Annotated in this window: 13 protein-coding genes and 1 pseudogene; 4 read left to right on the top strand and 10 right to left on the bottom strand. The window is 73.6% G+C overall.

Features of this window, described 5'->3' with window-relative positions:
• Window positions 1-13 precede the first annotated feature (13 nt).
• The 4 genes from IEJ02_RS19020 to IEJ02_RS19005 all read left to right on the top strand — a co-directional run bounded on the left by IEJ02_RS19020 (window position 14) and on the right by IEJ02_RS19005 (window position 2,315).
• Window positions 14-397: a DUF2795 domain-containing protein gene (locus tag IEJ02_RS19020; RefSeq protein WP_137980061.1), complete on the top strand. Its 384-nt coding sequence runs from the start codon at window positions 14-16 to the stop codon at window positions 395-397.
• Between the two features lie 171 nt (window positions 398-568).
• Complete coding sequence (locus IEJ02_RS19015; RefSeq protein ID WP_223864064.1) at window positions 569-916, top strand: CBS domain-containing protein; 348 nt, start codon at window positions 569-571, stop codon at window positions 914-916.
• 212 nt (window positions 917-1,128) lie between these two features.
• Window positions 1,129-1,938, top strand: coding sequence for a class I SAM-dependent methyltransferase (locus tag IEJ02_RS19010; RefSeq protein WP_191065968.1), 810 nt, complete (start codon window positions 1,129-1,131; stop codon window positions 1,936-1,938).
• A 23-nt stretch (window positions 1,939-1,961) separates the two neighbouring features.
• Window positions 1,962-2,315 carry a VOC family protein gene (locus IEJ02_RS19005; protein ID WP_137980058.1) on the top strand — a complete coding sequence of 118 codons (354 nt, stop codon included), beginning with the start codon at window positions 1,962-1,964 and terminating at the stop codon, window positions 2,313-2,315.
• A gap of 32 nt (window positions 2,316-2,347) precedes the next feature.
• Here IEJ02_RS19005 and IEJ02_RS19000 read toward each other — a convergent pair whose 3' ends face one another.
• The 10 genes and pseudogenes from IEJ02_RS19000 to IEJ02_RS18960 form a co-directional block, all read right to left on the bottom strand.
• Window positions 2,348-2,791 (bottom strand): hypothetical protein, encoded by a 444-nt coding sequence (locus IEJ02_RS19000; RefSeq protein ID WP_191065967.1) that lies wholly within the window; start codon window positions 2,789-2,791, stop codon window positions 2,348-2,350.
• A 753-nt stretch (window positions 2,792-3,544) separates the two neighbouring features.
• The gene (locus IEJ02_RS18995; protein WP_191065966.1) at window positions 3,545-5,746 is read right to left on the bottom strand and encodes a DUF5107 domain-containing protein; all 2,202 of its coding nucleotides are present in this window, start codon (window positions 5,744-5,746) and stop codon (window positions 3,545-3,547) included.
• A 223-nt stretch (window positions 5,747-5,969) separates the two neighbouring features.
• Window positions 5,970-6,527, bottom strand: a complete 558-nt coding sequence (locus IEJ02_RS18990) for a GNAT family N-acetyltransferase (RefSeq protein WP_191065965.1) — start codon at window positions 6,525-6,527, stop codon at window positions 5,970-5,972.
• Window positions 6,520-7,263 (bottom strand): 4'-phosphopantetheinyl transferase family protein, encoded by a 744-nt coding sequence (locus IEJ02_RS18985; RefSeq protein WP_191065964.1) that lies wholly within the window; start codon window positions 7,261-7,263, stop codon window positions 6,520-6,522. Before IEJ02_RS18985 ends, IEJ02_RS18990 begins: the two co-directional genes overlap by 8 nt.
• Window positions 7,260-9,326 carry a S9 family peptidase gene (locus IEJ02_RS18980; protein ID WP_191065963.1) on the bottom strand — a complete coding sequence of 689 codons (2,067 nt, stop codon included), beginning with the start codon at window positions 9,324-9,326 and terminating at the stop codon, window positions 7,260-7,262. Before IEJ02_RS18980 ends, IEJ02_RS18985 begins: the two co-directional genes overlap by 4 nt.
• A gap of 8 nt (window positions 9,327-9,334) precedes the next feature.
• Window positions 9,335-9,517 (bottom strand): annotated as a pseudogene (locus IEJ02_RS48640) (M20/M25/M40 family metallo-hydrolase); the annotation flags it as partial.
• Window positions 9,518-9,539: 22 nt separating this feature from the next.
• Window positions 9,540-10,880 (bottom strand): M20/M25/M40 family metallo-hydrolase, encoded by a 1,341-nt coding sequence (locus IEJ02_RS18975; protein ID WP_191065962.1) that lies wholly within the window; start codon window positions 10,878-10,880, stop codon window positions 9,540-9,542.
• Complete coding sequence (locus IEJ02_RS18970) at window positions 10,873-11,706, bottom strand: M55 family metallopeptidase (protein ID WP_137980054.1); 834 nt, start codon at window positions 11,704-11,706, stop codon at window positions 10,873-10,875. The genes IEJ02_RS18975 and IEJ02_RS18970 overlap by 8 nt, the downstream gene beginning before the upstream one ends.
• A 106-nt stretch (window positions 11,707-11,812) precedes the next feature.
• A complete protein-coding gene (locus IEJ02_RS18965) occupies window positions 11,813-12,532 on the bottom strand; it encodes a class I SAM-dependent methyltransferase (protein WP_191065961.1) in 720 nt (239 codons plus the stop codon).
• The gene (locus IEJ02_RS18960) at window positions 12,532-15,066 is read right to left on the bottom strand and encodes a SpoIIE family protein phosphatase (protein ID WP_191065960.1); all 2,535 of its coding nucleotides are present in this window, start codon (window positions 15,064-15,066) and stop codon (window positions 12,532-12,534) included. The genes IEJ02_RS18965 and IEJ02_RS18960 overlap by 1 nt, the downstream gene beginning before the upstream one ends.
• Window positions 15,067-15,282: the final 216 nt, after the last annotated feature.

Genomic DNA, 15,282 nt, shown 5'->3' with positions numbered 1-15,282 from the left:
GAAGGGGACCGACATGCAGCGAGGCAGCGACCGGCTGAGCGTCCACAAGGACGATGAGATGAAGCACGAGCTCCAGGGGCTGATCCGCTCCGGGCACCCGACCCGTGCCGAGGAGTGGCACGACCCGGAGCCGGCCGCCGACGACGACCCGGACGTCGCCCTGGGGCCGGTCCCGGCGCGGGGGACGACCGGTGAGGCCGAGGCGGTGCGGTTCGAGTTCGCCCGCCGGCTGGGACGTACGTCGTTCCCGGCCGATCGTGAGGAGCTGCTGCGCGTCCTGGAGGACCGGCACGCGCCGGACGGGCTGATCGCTCTGGCCGAGGAACTGCCCGCGGACCGGACGTTCCACACGGTGCAGGAGGTGGTCTCGGCGCTGGGGCTGCGCCCGAGCACGTAGGGCCGCGCCCGAGCAGGTAGGGGATCGCTCAGGGATCGCGGACGGCGCGTATCGTCGCGCATATGTCCCGCCCCGCCTGGGTACTGCGGGCAGCACGTCAACCCACGAAGGGGAGGTGGACAGATGCCCCACGACCCACCTCACGACCCGACGCGTCCCGTGCGGGAGGTCATGACGCGGCCCGCGATCTGGGTGCGCCCCGACGCCTCGCTGGTGGAGGCCGCTCAGCTGATGCGCGCACAGGACATCGGCGATGTGCTGGTCGCCAGCGACGGGGAGGTACTCGGCGTCCTCACCGACCGCGACATCACCCTCCGCGCGGTCGCCGAGGGCGTCGACCCGCTCGCCGTCACCTGCCATGCCATATGCACCCCGGATCCGGTGACGATCGGACCGGACGAGGAGGTGGCCGAGGCGCTGGCGCTGATGCGGCGGCATGCGGTGGGGCGGCTCCCGGTGGTCGAGGCGGGGCGCACGCTGGGCGTGATCAGCCGGGGCGATGTGACGGGGCCGCCCTGAATTGCCGCGACACGGTTCCCGCATCACCGTTCCGCATCACAGTCCGTCGAAGGTCCGCATCACGGTCCCCCGAAGGGGCGGTGGGGTTCGTCTCCCACCGCCCCTTCGCCGCGATGCCGATCGTTCGCATGTCGAGACGGTTCTTCTCGTGATGCGAGATGTTTTCTACGGTGGAGCCACCCGTTCACCGGTCCCGAAGGGGGAGTTCCGCCATGCCGAAGGACACCGCCGTCTACACCCACGGCCACCACGAGTCGGTGCTGCGCTCGCACACCTGGCGCACGGCGGCCAACTCCGCCGCGTATCTGACCGGCCATCTGCGGCCCCATATGCGGATCCTGGACATCGGCTGCGGCCCCGGCACCATCACCGCGGACCTGGCGGAGCTGGTCCCCCAGGGGCAGGTCACGGGCGTCGACGCGGAGGGCGCCATCCTGGAGCGGGCCCGGGCGGTGGCCGACGAGCGCGGGCTGACCAACGTCTCCTTCGCGGTCGCCGACGTCCACGCGCTGGACCACCCCGACGACTCCTTCTGCGTGGTCCACGCCCATCAGGTGCTGCAGCACGTCGGCGACCCGGTGGGGGCGCTGCGCGAGATGCGACGGGTGTGCGCGCCGGGCGGCATCGTGGCGGTGCGCGACTCCGACTACGCCACCATGACCTGGTATCCGTCCGTCCCAGGACTGGACGGCTGGCTGGACCTCTACCGCCGGGTCGCACGGGCCAACGGCGGTGAGCCGGACGCCGGTCGCAGGCTGCGCTCCTGGGCCCTGGAGGCGGGGTTCACCGACATTACCTCGACCGCCACGGCGTGGGCTTACGCCACCGAGGAGGAGCGGGCGTGGTGGAGCGGTCTGTGGGCGGAACGCACGGTCGCCTCCTCCTACGCCCGGCTCGCGGTGGACGGCGGCCACGCCACGGAGGAGGAGCTGCGGTCGATCGCGGAGGCGTGGCGGACGTGGGGCGAGGCCCCGGACGGTTGGTTCGCCGTCCTGCACGGTGAGATCCTCTGCCGCGTCTGAGCAGTTCAACTAGGCTCGCCCACATGGATATTCTGGGGACTTCACTCCGCGTGTGCGTCGACGACCTGGACTCGGCGATCGCCGTCTACGAGAAGCTGACGGGAGCCGAGGCGGTGCGCTTCCAGCGCGGTCCCGTCGCGGTCGCGGCGGTCGGCTGCTTCTTCCTGATGAGCGGGCCGGAGTCGGAGATGTCGATCCTCCGCAAGATCACGGCGACGATCGCGGTGCAGGACGTGGACGAGGCGATCGCCGATCTCACGGCGGTCGGCGGGCAGATCGTCGCCGGTCCGCTGCCCGCCCCCGTGGGCCGCACCCTGGTGGCGCGCCACCCCGACGGCTCGATCTTCGAGTACGTCGACCGGAACCCGACCGCGTGACCCGCCCGTGAACACACCGTCCGGCAGACCCGTCAGGAGGGCGGTCCCGGATCCACGATGACCTCCTCGTCGTCGACCTCCTCGTAGAGATCGTCCACATCCCGGAGCTCATCGCTCTTGATCCGGACCGCCTCCTCCTCGGCGGAGAGCCCGCTGGTCGAGCCCTCCTGGGAGTAGACGTCCTGCTCACGTGGGAGGTCGGGGTCCGGCTCGTCGTACAGCAGCCCCGCCGGTTCCGGCACGCTGCCGACCGGCTCCCCCGCCTCCGGCTCCTCGTCCGTCAACCGCTCGTCGAGCGACTCCCGCTCACGCGTCTCCGCGCTCGTGGTGTCCCGGTACTCGGCGATCGTCGGCTCGTCCCCGGCCACGGGCAACTGCTCAGGATCCTCGGCCCACTGCTGCTCGGGCGTCCCGTCCTGCAGATCGGGAATCCCCTCATCCTCCGGATCCGCCCCAGGATCATGCGGTCTCTTCACGGTACGCGGCTCCTTTCCGCTGATGCGCCACTGATGCGCCATTGACGCGCCATGCCCGTGCCCGGGTGCCCGCCATGGGGCACCGCCATGCCGATCAGGCCGCGACGCCCGGCAGAACGCAGGCCGCCGACGGCGCAACCGGGCCCGCTACGCGGGCGCACAGCGGTCAGTGATGCGGGCCGCAGAGCACGTGCAGGCCGCAGGACGCAGCGGGCGCGCCCCGGGTCGGCCCGCCTCCGTACGAGGCCACCTGCGGGCGCACCCCGGTCAAGCCGCCGCACAAGCCAGGCCACTTGCTGGACGCGGGGCGTATGCGGCGCACCCCGGTCAAACCGCTCGCCAGTGCCGCGTCAGTCAAGGATTGCCCGGTAGCGAGGCGCCCTGGTGCGGTCAGCCGCAAGGCGCCGAACCGGCCTCGAGGGGCACCCCCCGGACGAAGTCCGGGGGGCCCACTCGGCCGGTTCGGCAACGCCGCCGGGGGCATCTCCCAGCGGTAGCCGGGGGCGGCCGTGCCAGGGCGGCGAGCGGGGCAAACCTTGGCTGACGCGGCACTGAGCAGGTCGGAGGAAGTCCGCTCTGGTTCGGCAGCACCCCGAAGGGGCGCGGGGCTGTGTCGATGTGCGGCTCCGCCGCGCCCACGCGGGCGCGACCAGCTACGACGGCGCCGCAGACGGCCGACGACGCATCGCGGCACTTCCAGCGGAGCGCTTAGGTGGACGCGACCCGGCAGGCCACCTGCGGGCCGTGGGTCCGCTAGGCGGGGCGCATGCGGAATTCGTACTGGGCGGGGAGGGGGTGCTCGGCGTGCGTCCGGGCGCGGGCCTCCTCGGTGAGTGGGTCCTCGCTGCCGGTCGCCAGCCGTTCCACGATCGCGTACCAGGTGTCGCTCAACGCCTCGTCGCCCTCGCGCAGATCGCAGACCTCGAAGCCCTCGTCGAAGACGGCGCGCGCGGCCAGGGCGTCGCCCTGGGCCAGCAGGACCTGGGCGCGCAGCAGCCGGAAGCGGCCGCGCGCGCGGATGGCGGGGCGGAGCCCGTCGAGGACCGCTCGTGCGTCGTCGGCGCGGTCGGCCGCGAGCAGCGCGAGGATCGCCTCCCGGCCGAGCGCCGCCTCGGCCGTCTCCAGGGCGGCCGGATCGGCGGCGACGGGCGGCGCGGCCAGCGAGACGGCCACCCCCTGCCCAACGCCCTCGGCCGGCGAGACGGCCGCCCCCTGCCCAGCGCCCTCCCTCCGCGGCGCCACGCCCTGCCCCGTACCCGCCGCTTCGAGGACCGGGGGCGCCTCGGGCTCCGGGGCGGCGGCCGAAGCGAGGAGGAGCCGTACGGCGCGCAGCAGCCGTTCCGCCGCGCGCGCCGGATGGCCGGAGGTGGCGTCGGCGACGGCCAGACAGCGCAGCGCCCAGGGCGTCTCCGCGCACCGCAGCGACCGCTCCCAGCTGCGCTCGGCCTGGGCGCGGTCGCCCGCGTGCCACTGGGCGACGCCCAGGTGGTACTCGGCGGCGGCGGTCGAGGGCGCCGCTTCGAGGAGGTCGCGCCAGGCGGGCGCGACCACGGAGGAGCCGGGGTCGGCCTGGGAGGAGCCCGGCTCCCAGTCGGGGAGGGCGCCGGTGCGCAGCAACCGGCGCCATGGCTCCTGCTCCTCCCCCAGCGTGTCCGGGTCGAACGGCGTCCCGGGCAACTGGAATCCGCCGCGCTCGATCTCCAGCGCGCCCCAGCCGGAGCCGGTCGCGAGCCGCTCCACCGGTTCCGCGTCGGCGTACGGGCGCCAGGCGGCGTAGGCCGCGTCGACGGCGGCGCGCGGCAGCGCCGCCTCCAGCCGGGTCTCGGTCTCGCGGCGGGCGGCGGCCCAGTCCGCGCCGTGGACGGCCGCCGGGTCGGCGGTGAGCGGGCCGTACGCCTCCAGCCAGGCGAACTCCTCCCCCGCCTCCAGCGGGATGTGCTCCAGCTGGGTGCGGGCGAGCCCGGCCTGGATCTCGGCGTAGCCGCCGGTGCCGGGCTCGGTCAGCCACTCCTGCCAGCGCCGTCCGCCGGGGCCCGCGCCCCAGACGAAGAGCTTGCGGCCGCGCAGCAGATCGGTCGAGGTCTGGACGAGACCGCCCCCGTCGGCGTCAAGCGAGGCGATCCAGCGGCGGGCGCCGTCGGGCACCTCGTAGAAGTAGTCGGCGGGATAGGCGCCGCGCAGCGGATAGGTGCGGTCGGCGCCGTCCCACTCCGGGACCGGCACCTTGCTGAGGGTGCGGGCGTAGCCGAAGTGCCAGGCCTCGTCGGCGGGGGCGAGGACGCGGGTGTGCTCGTCCTCGGGGACGGCGATGTTGGACCACCAGTAGACGGGGGCGGGGAGGTGGTGGGGGTTGCGGATCCGGACGCCCACGTAGAGGAACGCGGAGTCGGCGGGCAGCCACAGATCCACCTGGAAGGGCAGATCGCGCAGCCGCTCCCACTCCCACAGCCGCACCATCGCGCCCCCGTCGGCGGCGTCGGGCGCGGGGACGCGGGCGGCGTGCAGGGGCGCGCAGGAGAGCGTGGTGTGGCCGGTGGCGCCGATGTTCCACTCGATCCCGCCGGAGAACCAGGCGCCGTTGAGGGCGAAGTCGGCGGGCTGGAGCACCGGGTTGCGGTACAGCAGCTCGCGGCCGGTCGGCTTGTGGACCAGTGAGTGGACCCGGCCGCCGAGCCCGGGCAGCACGGTGGCGCGCAGCTGGTCGTTCTCCAGGACGATGGCGTCGAGCGCGGCGGGGGCCCGGTCGCGGCCGTAGCCGTCGCGCAGCCGCACCGGCAGCACCGACCGCAGGGGTGCGTAGGCGACCTGACGGGCCATGTCGGCGGGGAGGGTGGCCCGGGTGTGGTCGTCCACGCGGTGCACCTCGTCGAGGGGGCGCAGCGCGGGCAGGGGGTTGTCGGGCCCCACGGGGGCGGTGGGGAGGGTCAGAGTGGTACGTCGCAGGCTCGTGGCCACGGGCTGCCTCGTTCCGACTGCCTTGGGTCACCTCGGTGCGGCGACCGTCCGGTGACCATGGAACAACGCCGACGGGCCCGCTGAACAGAGCGGCTTCGGACCGATCATGGTGGCCCGTCAGCCGCACCGTCGGCCTGCGCCCGGCACCGTCGTCCGGCCCCTGGCACCCGGCCCCCGGCACCGTCGGACGACACCCCGCACCGTCGGACGACACCCCGCACCGTCAGCCGGGGTCGGTCCGCTGCTGGTTCAGCATGTCGCTGGTCATGGCCCATCGCTCGTGGTCGCGCCAGGCTCCCTCGATGTAGAGGAAGTCGGGGGAGAACCCCTCCAGCCGGAAGCCATGACGCTTCACCAGCCCGATCGACGCCTTGTTGCCCGGCTGGATGTTGACCTCGACGCGGTGCAGCCCCAGCGGCCCGAAGGCATGGCGCAGCACGAGCCCGAGCCCCTCGGACATATAGCCCTGCCCGGCGCCGGGCGGAAAGGCGCCGTAGCCGATCGAGCCGCACTGGAAGGCGCCGCGCACGATGTTGTTGATGTTGATGAATCCGGCCATGTCACCGGTCTCCCTGACACAGACCAGGAAGCCCTCGCGGTCCTCGCGCTCCAGCTGGGCGATGTAGTGCTGGAAGGCCGACTCGGTGGTGGGGAGGGTGAGCCAGGGGCGGTGGAACGCCATGCTCTCCCGGGCACGCCTGGTGAACTCCGCACCGTCCTCGCGGCGGGTGTGGCGGATGGCGGCCCGGGTTCCCTCGGCGACATACCGGACGTCAGGCATGCGGCAATGATGTCAGCAGCGCCATGGCCGCCGCATAGCCGGAACCGCCGGATATGGCCCCGTCCACGGGGATGTCGGTCATCGCCCACGGGCCGACCGGCACGGCGGAGAGCCCGGTGCCGACATAGTTGACCGCCGGGTCCCGCGACAGGCCGGTGCCCAGGCCCTTGAGGTAGGCCTCCTTGCGGGTCCAGCAGCGGGCGAAGGCGGCGGGCCGGTCGGCCGCCGTCAGCGCGTCCAGCTCGGCGCGCTCCTTGGGATGCAGGCTCTCGGCGACCTGCTCGACCACCGAGGCGGGCTGGAGCTTCTCCACGTCCACGCCGACCGGGGAGCCCGCGAAGGCGAAGAGCACCAGATCACCCGCGTGCGACATGTTGAAGTGCAGCGGGGTGCCGGACACGGCGGGGCGGCCGTGCGGGCCGCCGCAGCCGGGGCACGCCTCGCGGGTGAACGGCACATCGGCCGGGGCCATGCCCAGATAGGCGCCGAGCAGCTCCCGCAGCCCCAGGTGGGCCGCCGTATAGCGCTCGCGGTCCTCCGCCCGCAGGAACTTCGAGGCCCGCTCCCGCTCCTCGGCGTCCAGGATCGTGCCGGGCGCGCCCGCGTCCATGGCCGCGGTGTACCGCGAGACGCTGAGCAGCCAGGTCTCGGGCTCGCCGCCCTGCGGCCAGGCATCGGCGACGGCGGTGGGCAGCGGGTCACGGCCGACGATGCGCGGGGCCGGTGGGGGTGTCAACTCGCTCCTCCAGTGGAGTCAGGAGCCGCTGACTTCAGCAGCTCCAGGGTGGGCACATCGGATCTGATCAGCCCGAAGGTCTGGATGTACAGCGACAATTCGGCCTCCAGGGCGCGGATCATCGTATCGGCGCGGCGGAATCCATGGCCCTCGCCCTCGAAGGTGAGATACGCGTGCGGGACGCCGCGCCCGGCGACCGCCTCCAGGAACCGCTCGCACTGCTCGGGCGGGCAGATGGTGTCGTCCAGCCCCTGGAGCAGTACGAAGGGCGAGCCGACGCGGTCGGCCCGGTGCAGCGGGGAGCGCTCGCGGTAGCGGTCGGCCACCTCATCGAGCGGGCCGACCAGCGATTCGGTGTAGCGCGACTCGAAGTCATGGGTGCCGCCGGTGGCCCAGGAGACCAGGTCGAGGATGGGGTAGCTGACGGTGGCGCAGGCGTAGAGGTCCGTGGCGGTGAGGGAGGCCGCCGCCGTCCAGCCGCCCGCGCTGCCGCCGCGGATCGCGAGCCGGGCGCGGTCGGCGATGCCCTCGTCGGCGAGCGCCTCCGCGACGGCGGCGCAGTCCTGGACGTCGACCACGCCCCATCGCTCACGCAGCCGCTCGCGGTAGGCGCGGCCATAGCCGGTGGAGCCCCCGTAGTTGACCTCGGCGACGCCGATGCCGCGCGAGGTGAAGTAGGCGATCTCCAGGTCGAGCACGAGCGGGGCACGGCCGGTGGGCCCGCCGTGGGCCCAGATGACATACGGCGGAAGCTCACCATCCGGTGCGGTGTGGCCGGGATGGTGCGGTGGGTAGAGCTGGGCGTGGATCTCCCGGCCGTCCGGTCCGGTGAAGGTGCGGGCCTCCGGCCGGGGGTAGTACGCGGGGTCCACGGGGTCGCTGTGGGCGCTGCCGATGACCCGGGAGCGCCCGGTGCACACGTCCAGCTCCACCACCTCATGGCCGCTGTGCGGGCCGGCCGCGACGCCGACCACGCGGGTGCCGTTCACGGCCAGCGTGGGCTCCCATTCGGTCCAGGGGCCGGGCACATCGGCCAGTTCGCCGGTCCGTGGGTCGAGGATGCCGAGGGCCGCCGCGCCCCGGCCGTGCAGCACCGCGATCAGACCGCCGGTCAGCGGGGCGAACCAGCGGTGGCCCAGCTTCCACAGCGGCCCGGCGAACTCCTCCTGGCGCGGGCACAGCTCCACCGGCCGCCCGGCCGTGGTCCGTTCCCGCGCACCGGACGCCTCCTCCGGCGGCTGGAGACGGTGCAGATTCCACCAGCCGGTGCGGTCGGTGGCCGCGAGCAGCGCGCCGTCCTCGGCCCACTCGATCTGGGCGACCGACTCCTCGGGCCCGCCCAGCACCGCCCGAGCGCCGGTGAGGGAGCCGTCCTCCGCGACATCGGCCAGCATCACCTCCGTGCCGTCCCAGGGCATCCGGGGGTGGTCCCAGACGATCCAGGCGGCCCGCCGGCCGTCGGGCGAGAGCCGGGGCCCGGTGAGGAAGCGATGGCGGTCGTCGGTCAGCTCGCGCACCGCCGCACGGTCCCCGGCGGCCGAACCGTCCAGCGGCACGGCGGCGATCACCCGCCGCACATCCGTCGGCCCCGCGCCGGTGAACTCCTCCAGCACACACCACACCTCGCCGCGCTCCGGGTGGAGCACCGGGTCGGCCCAGCGCAGCCCCTCCCCCACCGCCGACAGCGGGGTCAGCGGGCGCGGCGCGGCCCCGGCCGGGGCGTCCGGCTCATGGACGTACAGCCGCTGGTCGGCGAAGTGGACGAAGACCACCAGCGGGCTGCCGCTCGCGCGGTCCACCGCGGCCCAGGGCATTCCGCCGTACCCCATCAGCTTGCTGCGCACGTTCCACGGCGGGGCCAGCACCGGGACCTCGGCGCCGTCGGTACGCCGCCGGATCAGGGCGCGGCGGCCGCCCTCGCCGGGGCGCGGCGCGGTCCACCACACCTCCTCGCCGACCGTGCCCACATACTCCGGATGGCCGTCGTGGGAGGCGACGAGCGCGGCGTCGATCGGAGAGGGCCAGTGGCCGTAAGAGGCCGTGACGGCCGTCTGCTGCTGCACCGTGTTCCTCACGCCCTCTGCAGGAAGTGGTCGAGCACGCGGACGCCGAAGTGCAGTGCCTCCACCGGCACCCGCTCGTCCACGGCGTGGTAGAGCGCCTGATAGTCGAAGCCCTCGGGCAGGCGCAGCGGCGAGAAGCCGTATCCGGCGATGCCGAGCCGGGAGAACTGCTTGGCGTCGGTGCCGCCCGACNCTGCTGCTGCACCGTGTTCCTCACGCCCTCTGCAGGAAGTGGTCGAGCACGCGGACGCCGAAGTGCAGTGCCTCCACCGGCACCCGCTCGTCCACGGCGTGGTAGAGCGCCTGATAGTCGAAGCCCTCGGGCAGGCGCAGCGGCGAGAAGCCGTATCCGGCGATGCCGAGCCGGGAGAACTGCTTGGCGTCGGTGCCGCCCGACATGCAGTACGGCACGGCGCGGGCGCCCGGGTCGAAGTGCTCGACGGCGGCGCGCATAGCCCGGTACGTGGGCGTGTCGATCGGCGCCTCCAGCGGACGCTCCCGGTGGTGGAACTCCCACTCCACATCCGGGCCGGTGAGCCGGTCGAGGGTGTCGTGGAACTCCTCCTCGCCGCCGGGCAGCATCCGTCCGTCCACATAGGCGGTCGCGCTGCCGGGGATCACATTGACCTTGTAACCGGCCTCCAGCACCGTGGGGTTGGCGCTGTTGCGCACGGTGGGCTCGACCAGGGCGGCGGCGGGCCCCAGCTTGGCCAGCAGGGCGTCGACGTCGAAGTCCGGGGCGTCCACCTCGGCCGGGACGCCCTGGAGCGCGGCCAGTTCGGTGAGCGCGGACTTCACCGTGGGCGTCAGCCGGACCGGCCAGCTGTGCTCACCGATGCGGGCGACGGCGGCGGCCAGCCGGCTGACCGCGTTGTCCCGGTTGACCTTGGAACCGTGTCCGGCGCGGCCGTGTGCGGTGAGCTTCAGCCAGGCCGTGCCGCGCTCCCCCGCCGCGATCGGGTAGATCCGCGTCCCGGACCCGGCGTGGAAGGTGAAGGCTCCGGACTCGCTGATGCCCTCGGTGCAGCCCTCGAAGAGCTCGGCGTGACGGTCGGCGAGGAAGCCGGCGCCCCAGGCGGCGCTGTCCTCCTCGTCGGCGGTGAAGGCCAGCACGATGTCCCGGCGCGGCCGCACGCCCGTCCGCGCCCAGGCCCGGACGACGGCGAGCACCATCGCGTCCATGTCCTTCATGTCGATGGCGCCCCGGCCCCAGACGACCCCGTCGCGCACCTCCCCGGAGAAGGGGTGCACGGTCCAGTCGGCGGGCTCGGCGGGCACCACGTCCAGGTGGCCGTGGACCAGCAGCGCGGGCGCGGACGGATCGGTGCCCTCGATCCGGGCCACGACATTGGTGCGCCCCGGCGACCGCTCCAGCAGGGTGGGCTCGATCTCCACGTCGCCGAGCATCTCCGCCACGTACTCGGCGGCCGGGCGCTCCGAGCAGTCGCCGCCGCCGCGGTTGGTGGTGTCGATCCTGATCAGATCGGAGGTGAACCGCACCACCTCCTCCAGCGCCTGGGCGTCGATCGCCTCGGGGCGGTCCGTGTCAGCCATATTGCTCCTCCACCGCGGCCGAGACGACCGTCGTGACGGCCTTGAAGCAGCGGATCCCCTCGTACATGGTCGGTGAGGTGTACGCGACGCGACGCTCGCCGCTGCGCTCCACGCCCGGCACGACGCTCGCCGCCCCCACCAGATGCTCGGCGTCGAATTCCAGCTCCACCGTGAACGGCCCGCCGCTGGTGGGCTCGTGGCGCACCGCCAGCACCGCCGCCTCCCGCGCCGCCTCCCGGATGTCCGCGGCCGTGCGGGCGGGGGTGCGGCACACCGCCGCATAGCGCGAGACATAGTCCTTGACCGCGACGCACCGGGCGTCGGGCACATAGTCCCTGGCGTCCTCGCAGGTCTTGTCGTCCCCGGTGACCAGCACCACCGGCACCCCGTACTCGGCGACCACCAGTGCGTTGAGCCGGCCTTCGCTCGCCCGCGCGCCGTTCACCCACACGCCGGTGATGGAGTTGGCCAGGTAGGTGTGGGCGAGGACGCCCTCGGTGCCCGCGCCGGTGTGATAGCCGACGAACGCCACCCCGTCCACATCACCGTGCTGCACGCCCTCGACCATGCTCAGGCTCTTGTGCCGCCCGGTGAGCATCTGCGCGCGATCGTCCAGCTCCTCCAGCAGCAGATTGCGCATGCTCCAATGCGCCTCGTTGATGAGCACCTCGTCGGCGCCGCCGTCGAGGAACCCGGCGACGGCCGCGCTCACATCGGAGGTGAACAGACGGCGGCAGCGCTCCCACTGCGGCGTGCCGGGCAGCACATCAGCCGGCCAGGTCACGCCGGTGGCGCCCTCCATGTCGGCGCTGATGAGGATCTTCATGCCTCGTCACGTTACGCGCCGCGACCGACCCGAACCACCCCTGTGGATAACTGGTCCAGTCCACCGTTCCGGCCTGCGGGGCGCGGGGTGCGTCCGCCGCGCCGGACTACGCCCGCGAGACCACGAACCAGCGGGCCGGCAGCTCGACCCGGGAGCCGTCCGGCCACTGCTCCGTTTGGGCCAGCGCCGTCGGGCCGTCGGCCAGGATCTCAAGACCGGCCTCCGCCAGCGCCTGCGGAACCTCCTTGTCCGCCGCGTCGGCGGGCCGCAGCCCGTGGTCCAGGACCCGGCGCAGCTTCGGCGGCGGACCGCCCGGGCCCGCCGCCAACTCCCCCAGCACGGCCTTGGACCGGGCCGTCAGCTCCACGACGAAACCCCGCCCGCGCCGCCCCAGCAGCGTGGCCACCGCCTCCGCGACCGGACGCCGGTCGGCGGCGTCGCTCTGGTGGAGGACGGCCCGCATGTACACGTTGGCGTCGCCGAGCCGCCGGGCCAGGTCCGCCACCGCGGCCGCGTCCGTCAGGCTCAGCCGCCGGTATTCCGCCGCGCCCGCCGGGTCGGCGCGCCGCGCGTGCTCCACCGCTGCCTGGGACAGGTCGACGCCCACCGCCTGTCGGAAGCGGGCGGCCAGATAGCGGGTCTGGGTGCCGTTGCCACAGCCCAGGTCGGCTATCGGCAGCGAGGTGTCGGCGTGCGGGGCGAGCAGGTCCAGGTGCGGGGCGGCGCTCAGCGAGGGGTCCGCGTCCCAGATGGCCTCCCCCGGGGCGTCCGAGGTCTCCCGCCAGTAGCTCTCCCACGCCTGCCGGTAGCGCTCCGAGACGCTCATCACCGCTCCCCTGGGTGTGCCACTGCGTGATCGGCCGAATGTGCCAACGCCTGGGCTGCCGGATGTGCCAACGCCTGCTCGAACCACACCGTTTTACCGCGCCCCGTGCGGCTCGTCCCCCACTCGCGCGCCAGTTCGCTGATCACCCGCAGCCCGCGCCCGCTCTCGTCGTCGCGGTCCGCGCTCAGCAGCGTCGGCAGTTCGTGGTCGTCGTCGGTGACCTCGCACAGCAGGGCGTCGGTGCGCACCAGGCGCAGCCGCACATGGTGGGTGTGGGCGTGCCGTATCGCATTGGTCACCGCCTCGCTCACCAGGAGCTCGGCGGTCTCCACGGACTCCGGCAGCCCCCACCGCAGCAGCCGCTCGCGGACGAGCCGGCGCGCCCGCCCGACCTCGCTGGGGTCCAACGCGAGCCGCCACTGGGCGACATGCTCGGCCGGTAGGCCGTTCAGCCGCGCCATCAAAAGCGCCACGTCGTCCTTACGGCCGCCACGGCCGTCCGTGTCCCGGGAGGCGGCGGCCAGCGCCTGGATGATGGTGTCGCACGCGTCGTCCATGGACGCCGCCGGATGCGCCGCCGATTCGCACAGCGCGGCGATCCCGGCGCCGATGTCCTGGCCCCGCACCTCGACCAGGCCGTCCGTGCACAGCACCAGCCGGTCGCCGGGTGCCACCCGTACCGTCACCGTCTCGAAGGGCACCCCGCCCACCCCGATCGGCGCCCCGGTCGGCAGGTCCAGCAGCTCGCTGCGGCCGTCCCGGGCGCGCACCAGCACGGGTGGGATGTGGCCCGCGTTGGAGACCACCAGCTCGGAGGAGACGGGGTCGTAGACGGCGTACAGACAGGTGGCCAGATAGTGCTCGCCGAGCCGCTGGGCCAGATCGTCGAGGTTGCGCAGCAGTTGGGCGGGCGGCAGATCGAGCGCGGCCATGGTCTGCACGGCGGTGCGCAGCTGCCCCATCATCGCCGCCGAGGTGAGCCCGTGCCCCATGACGTCGCCGACCACCAGCGCGGTGCGCGACCCGGGCAGCTTGATGGTGTCGAACCAGTCCCCGCCGACCCGGCCCAGCCGCGTCCCGGGCAGATAGCGGGTGGCGGTGTCGCAGCCCGCCATGCGCGGGGTCACCTGGGGCAGCATGCTGTCCTGGAGCGTCTCGGCGACGTTCTCCTGGTAGGTGTACATCCGGGCGTTGTCGAGCACGAGCCCGGCGCGGGCGGCCAGTTCGGCGCCGGTCGTCCGGTCCATGTCGTCGAACGGCTCCCGCCCCGGGCGCCGCAGCAGCACCATGAAGCCCAGCACCACATCGCGCGCCTTGAGCGGCACGATCAGGATCGACCGGCCGTTGATCAGCGGTCTGAGGTCGCGCTTCTCGAACTGCCCGGCGATCCGGTCGCCCACCTCGTCGCTGATGTGCGGGATCAGCACCGGCTCGCCCGTGACCATGCACTGGAAGAACGGGGTGTGCTCGGGGAACGCGATGCTCTCCCCGACCGGCACGGTGTCGTCCCAGCGGCCCGGTTCGTCGTTGTGCTCGACCCAGACGCGGTGCCAGACGGTGGTGACGTCGGGCGGGCCGTCGGGGAACCCCTCGCCCGCCAGGACCTGGGCGCGCAGATGGGTCCCGGCGAAGTCCGCGAAGCGCGGGACGGCGGCGCTGGTCACCTCGCGGATGGTACGGGCGAGGTCCAGGGAGGTGCCGATGCGGCCGCTGACCTCATTGAGGAACTCCAGCCGCTCACGGACCGCCGCGTACTCCAGGTCCACCTCATCGGGGTCCGGCGAACGCTCCGGGGCGTGCGCCGCCCGATCCGGTGCGCCGTCCGTCGCGATCGCGCGCCGGCGTACGGCCTCCTGGCGCGCCCGGCGCTCGCGGTAGCGGGGCATCCCCCAGTCCGGCGTCACCGGGACGCGCTCGTGGTGGCTGATCTCCAGGACCGGGTAGCCCAGTTCCAGCACCTGGGCGACGATCCGGCCGGCCGTGGCCGGGCCCATGTTGGGCAGGATGTCCGGCAGTCGGCCGGCCAGCCGCTCGGCGCCGGGGAACTCGGTGTGCAGCGCGAATCCGGGCCCGATCCGCTCGTCGCGCCCCAGCGCGTCGCCGCCCACCCCCTGGGCGTCCGCCGCCAGCACCAGCAGCCGCTCCGGCCCGGGGCCCACCAGCGGATACGCCCACCACAGGACGTCCACCCGGCCGTGGCCCGGCTCCGCCATACGGGCCCGCCCCGCGGTGGGGTAGTACACGGTGCCGAGCGGTGAGTCGTCGAGCTCCGGGCTGCCCGTCGCGTCGGTGCGCACCTCGGCGCCGCGTAACGCCCCCGAGACCGGCATCAGGTCGACGGCGGGACGGCCGATGGCCTGTTGGCGCGTGGGCCCGAAGAGCCTGCGCGCCCCCGAACTCCAGTGCGTGACCCGCCCCTCGGCATCGATGACGACGACCGCGAGCGGCATCCTCCCGTGGACACCCCTGCGCTGCTCCGGCACCGCGGGCGGCACGCCCCGGCCGTCGTCGCAGCGCGACGTGCCGTACTCCATAGGCGGAAGACTCCTTCGCACGCAGGATCTGCGACAGCGCTACCCACGGTACGGCTGTTGCGGGCGGCTGCGGGAGGCAATACCCGAATAGGTGTCATGTGCGGGTACGTGCGAGGGAGTCGCCGCAGCGCGCCTCCCGGCGGATCTTTCCCCTCCCCGCCCCTTCCCGCTACCAGGGGCTCCGCCCCCGGACCCCGGGAGCCGACCATCGCCGCC

It is taken from the genome of Streptomyces sp. 5-10, assembly GCF_014712245.1.
GTDB lineage: Bacteria > Actinomycetota > Actinomycetes > Streptomycetales > Streptomycetaceae > Streptomyces > Streptomyces violaceusniger.
This window is presented reverse-complemented; position numbering and strand designations above follow the sequence as displayed.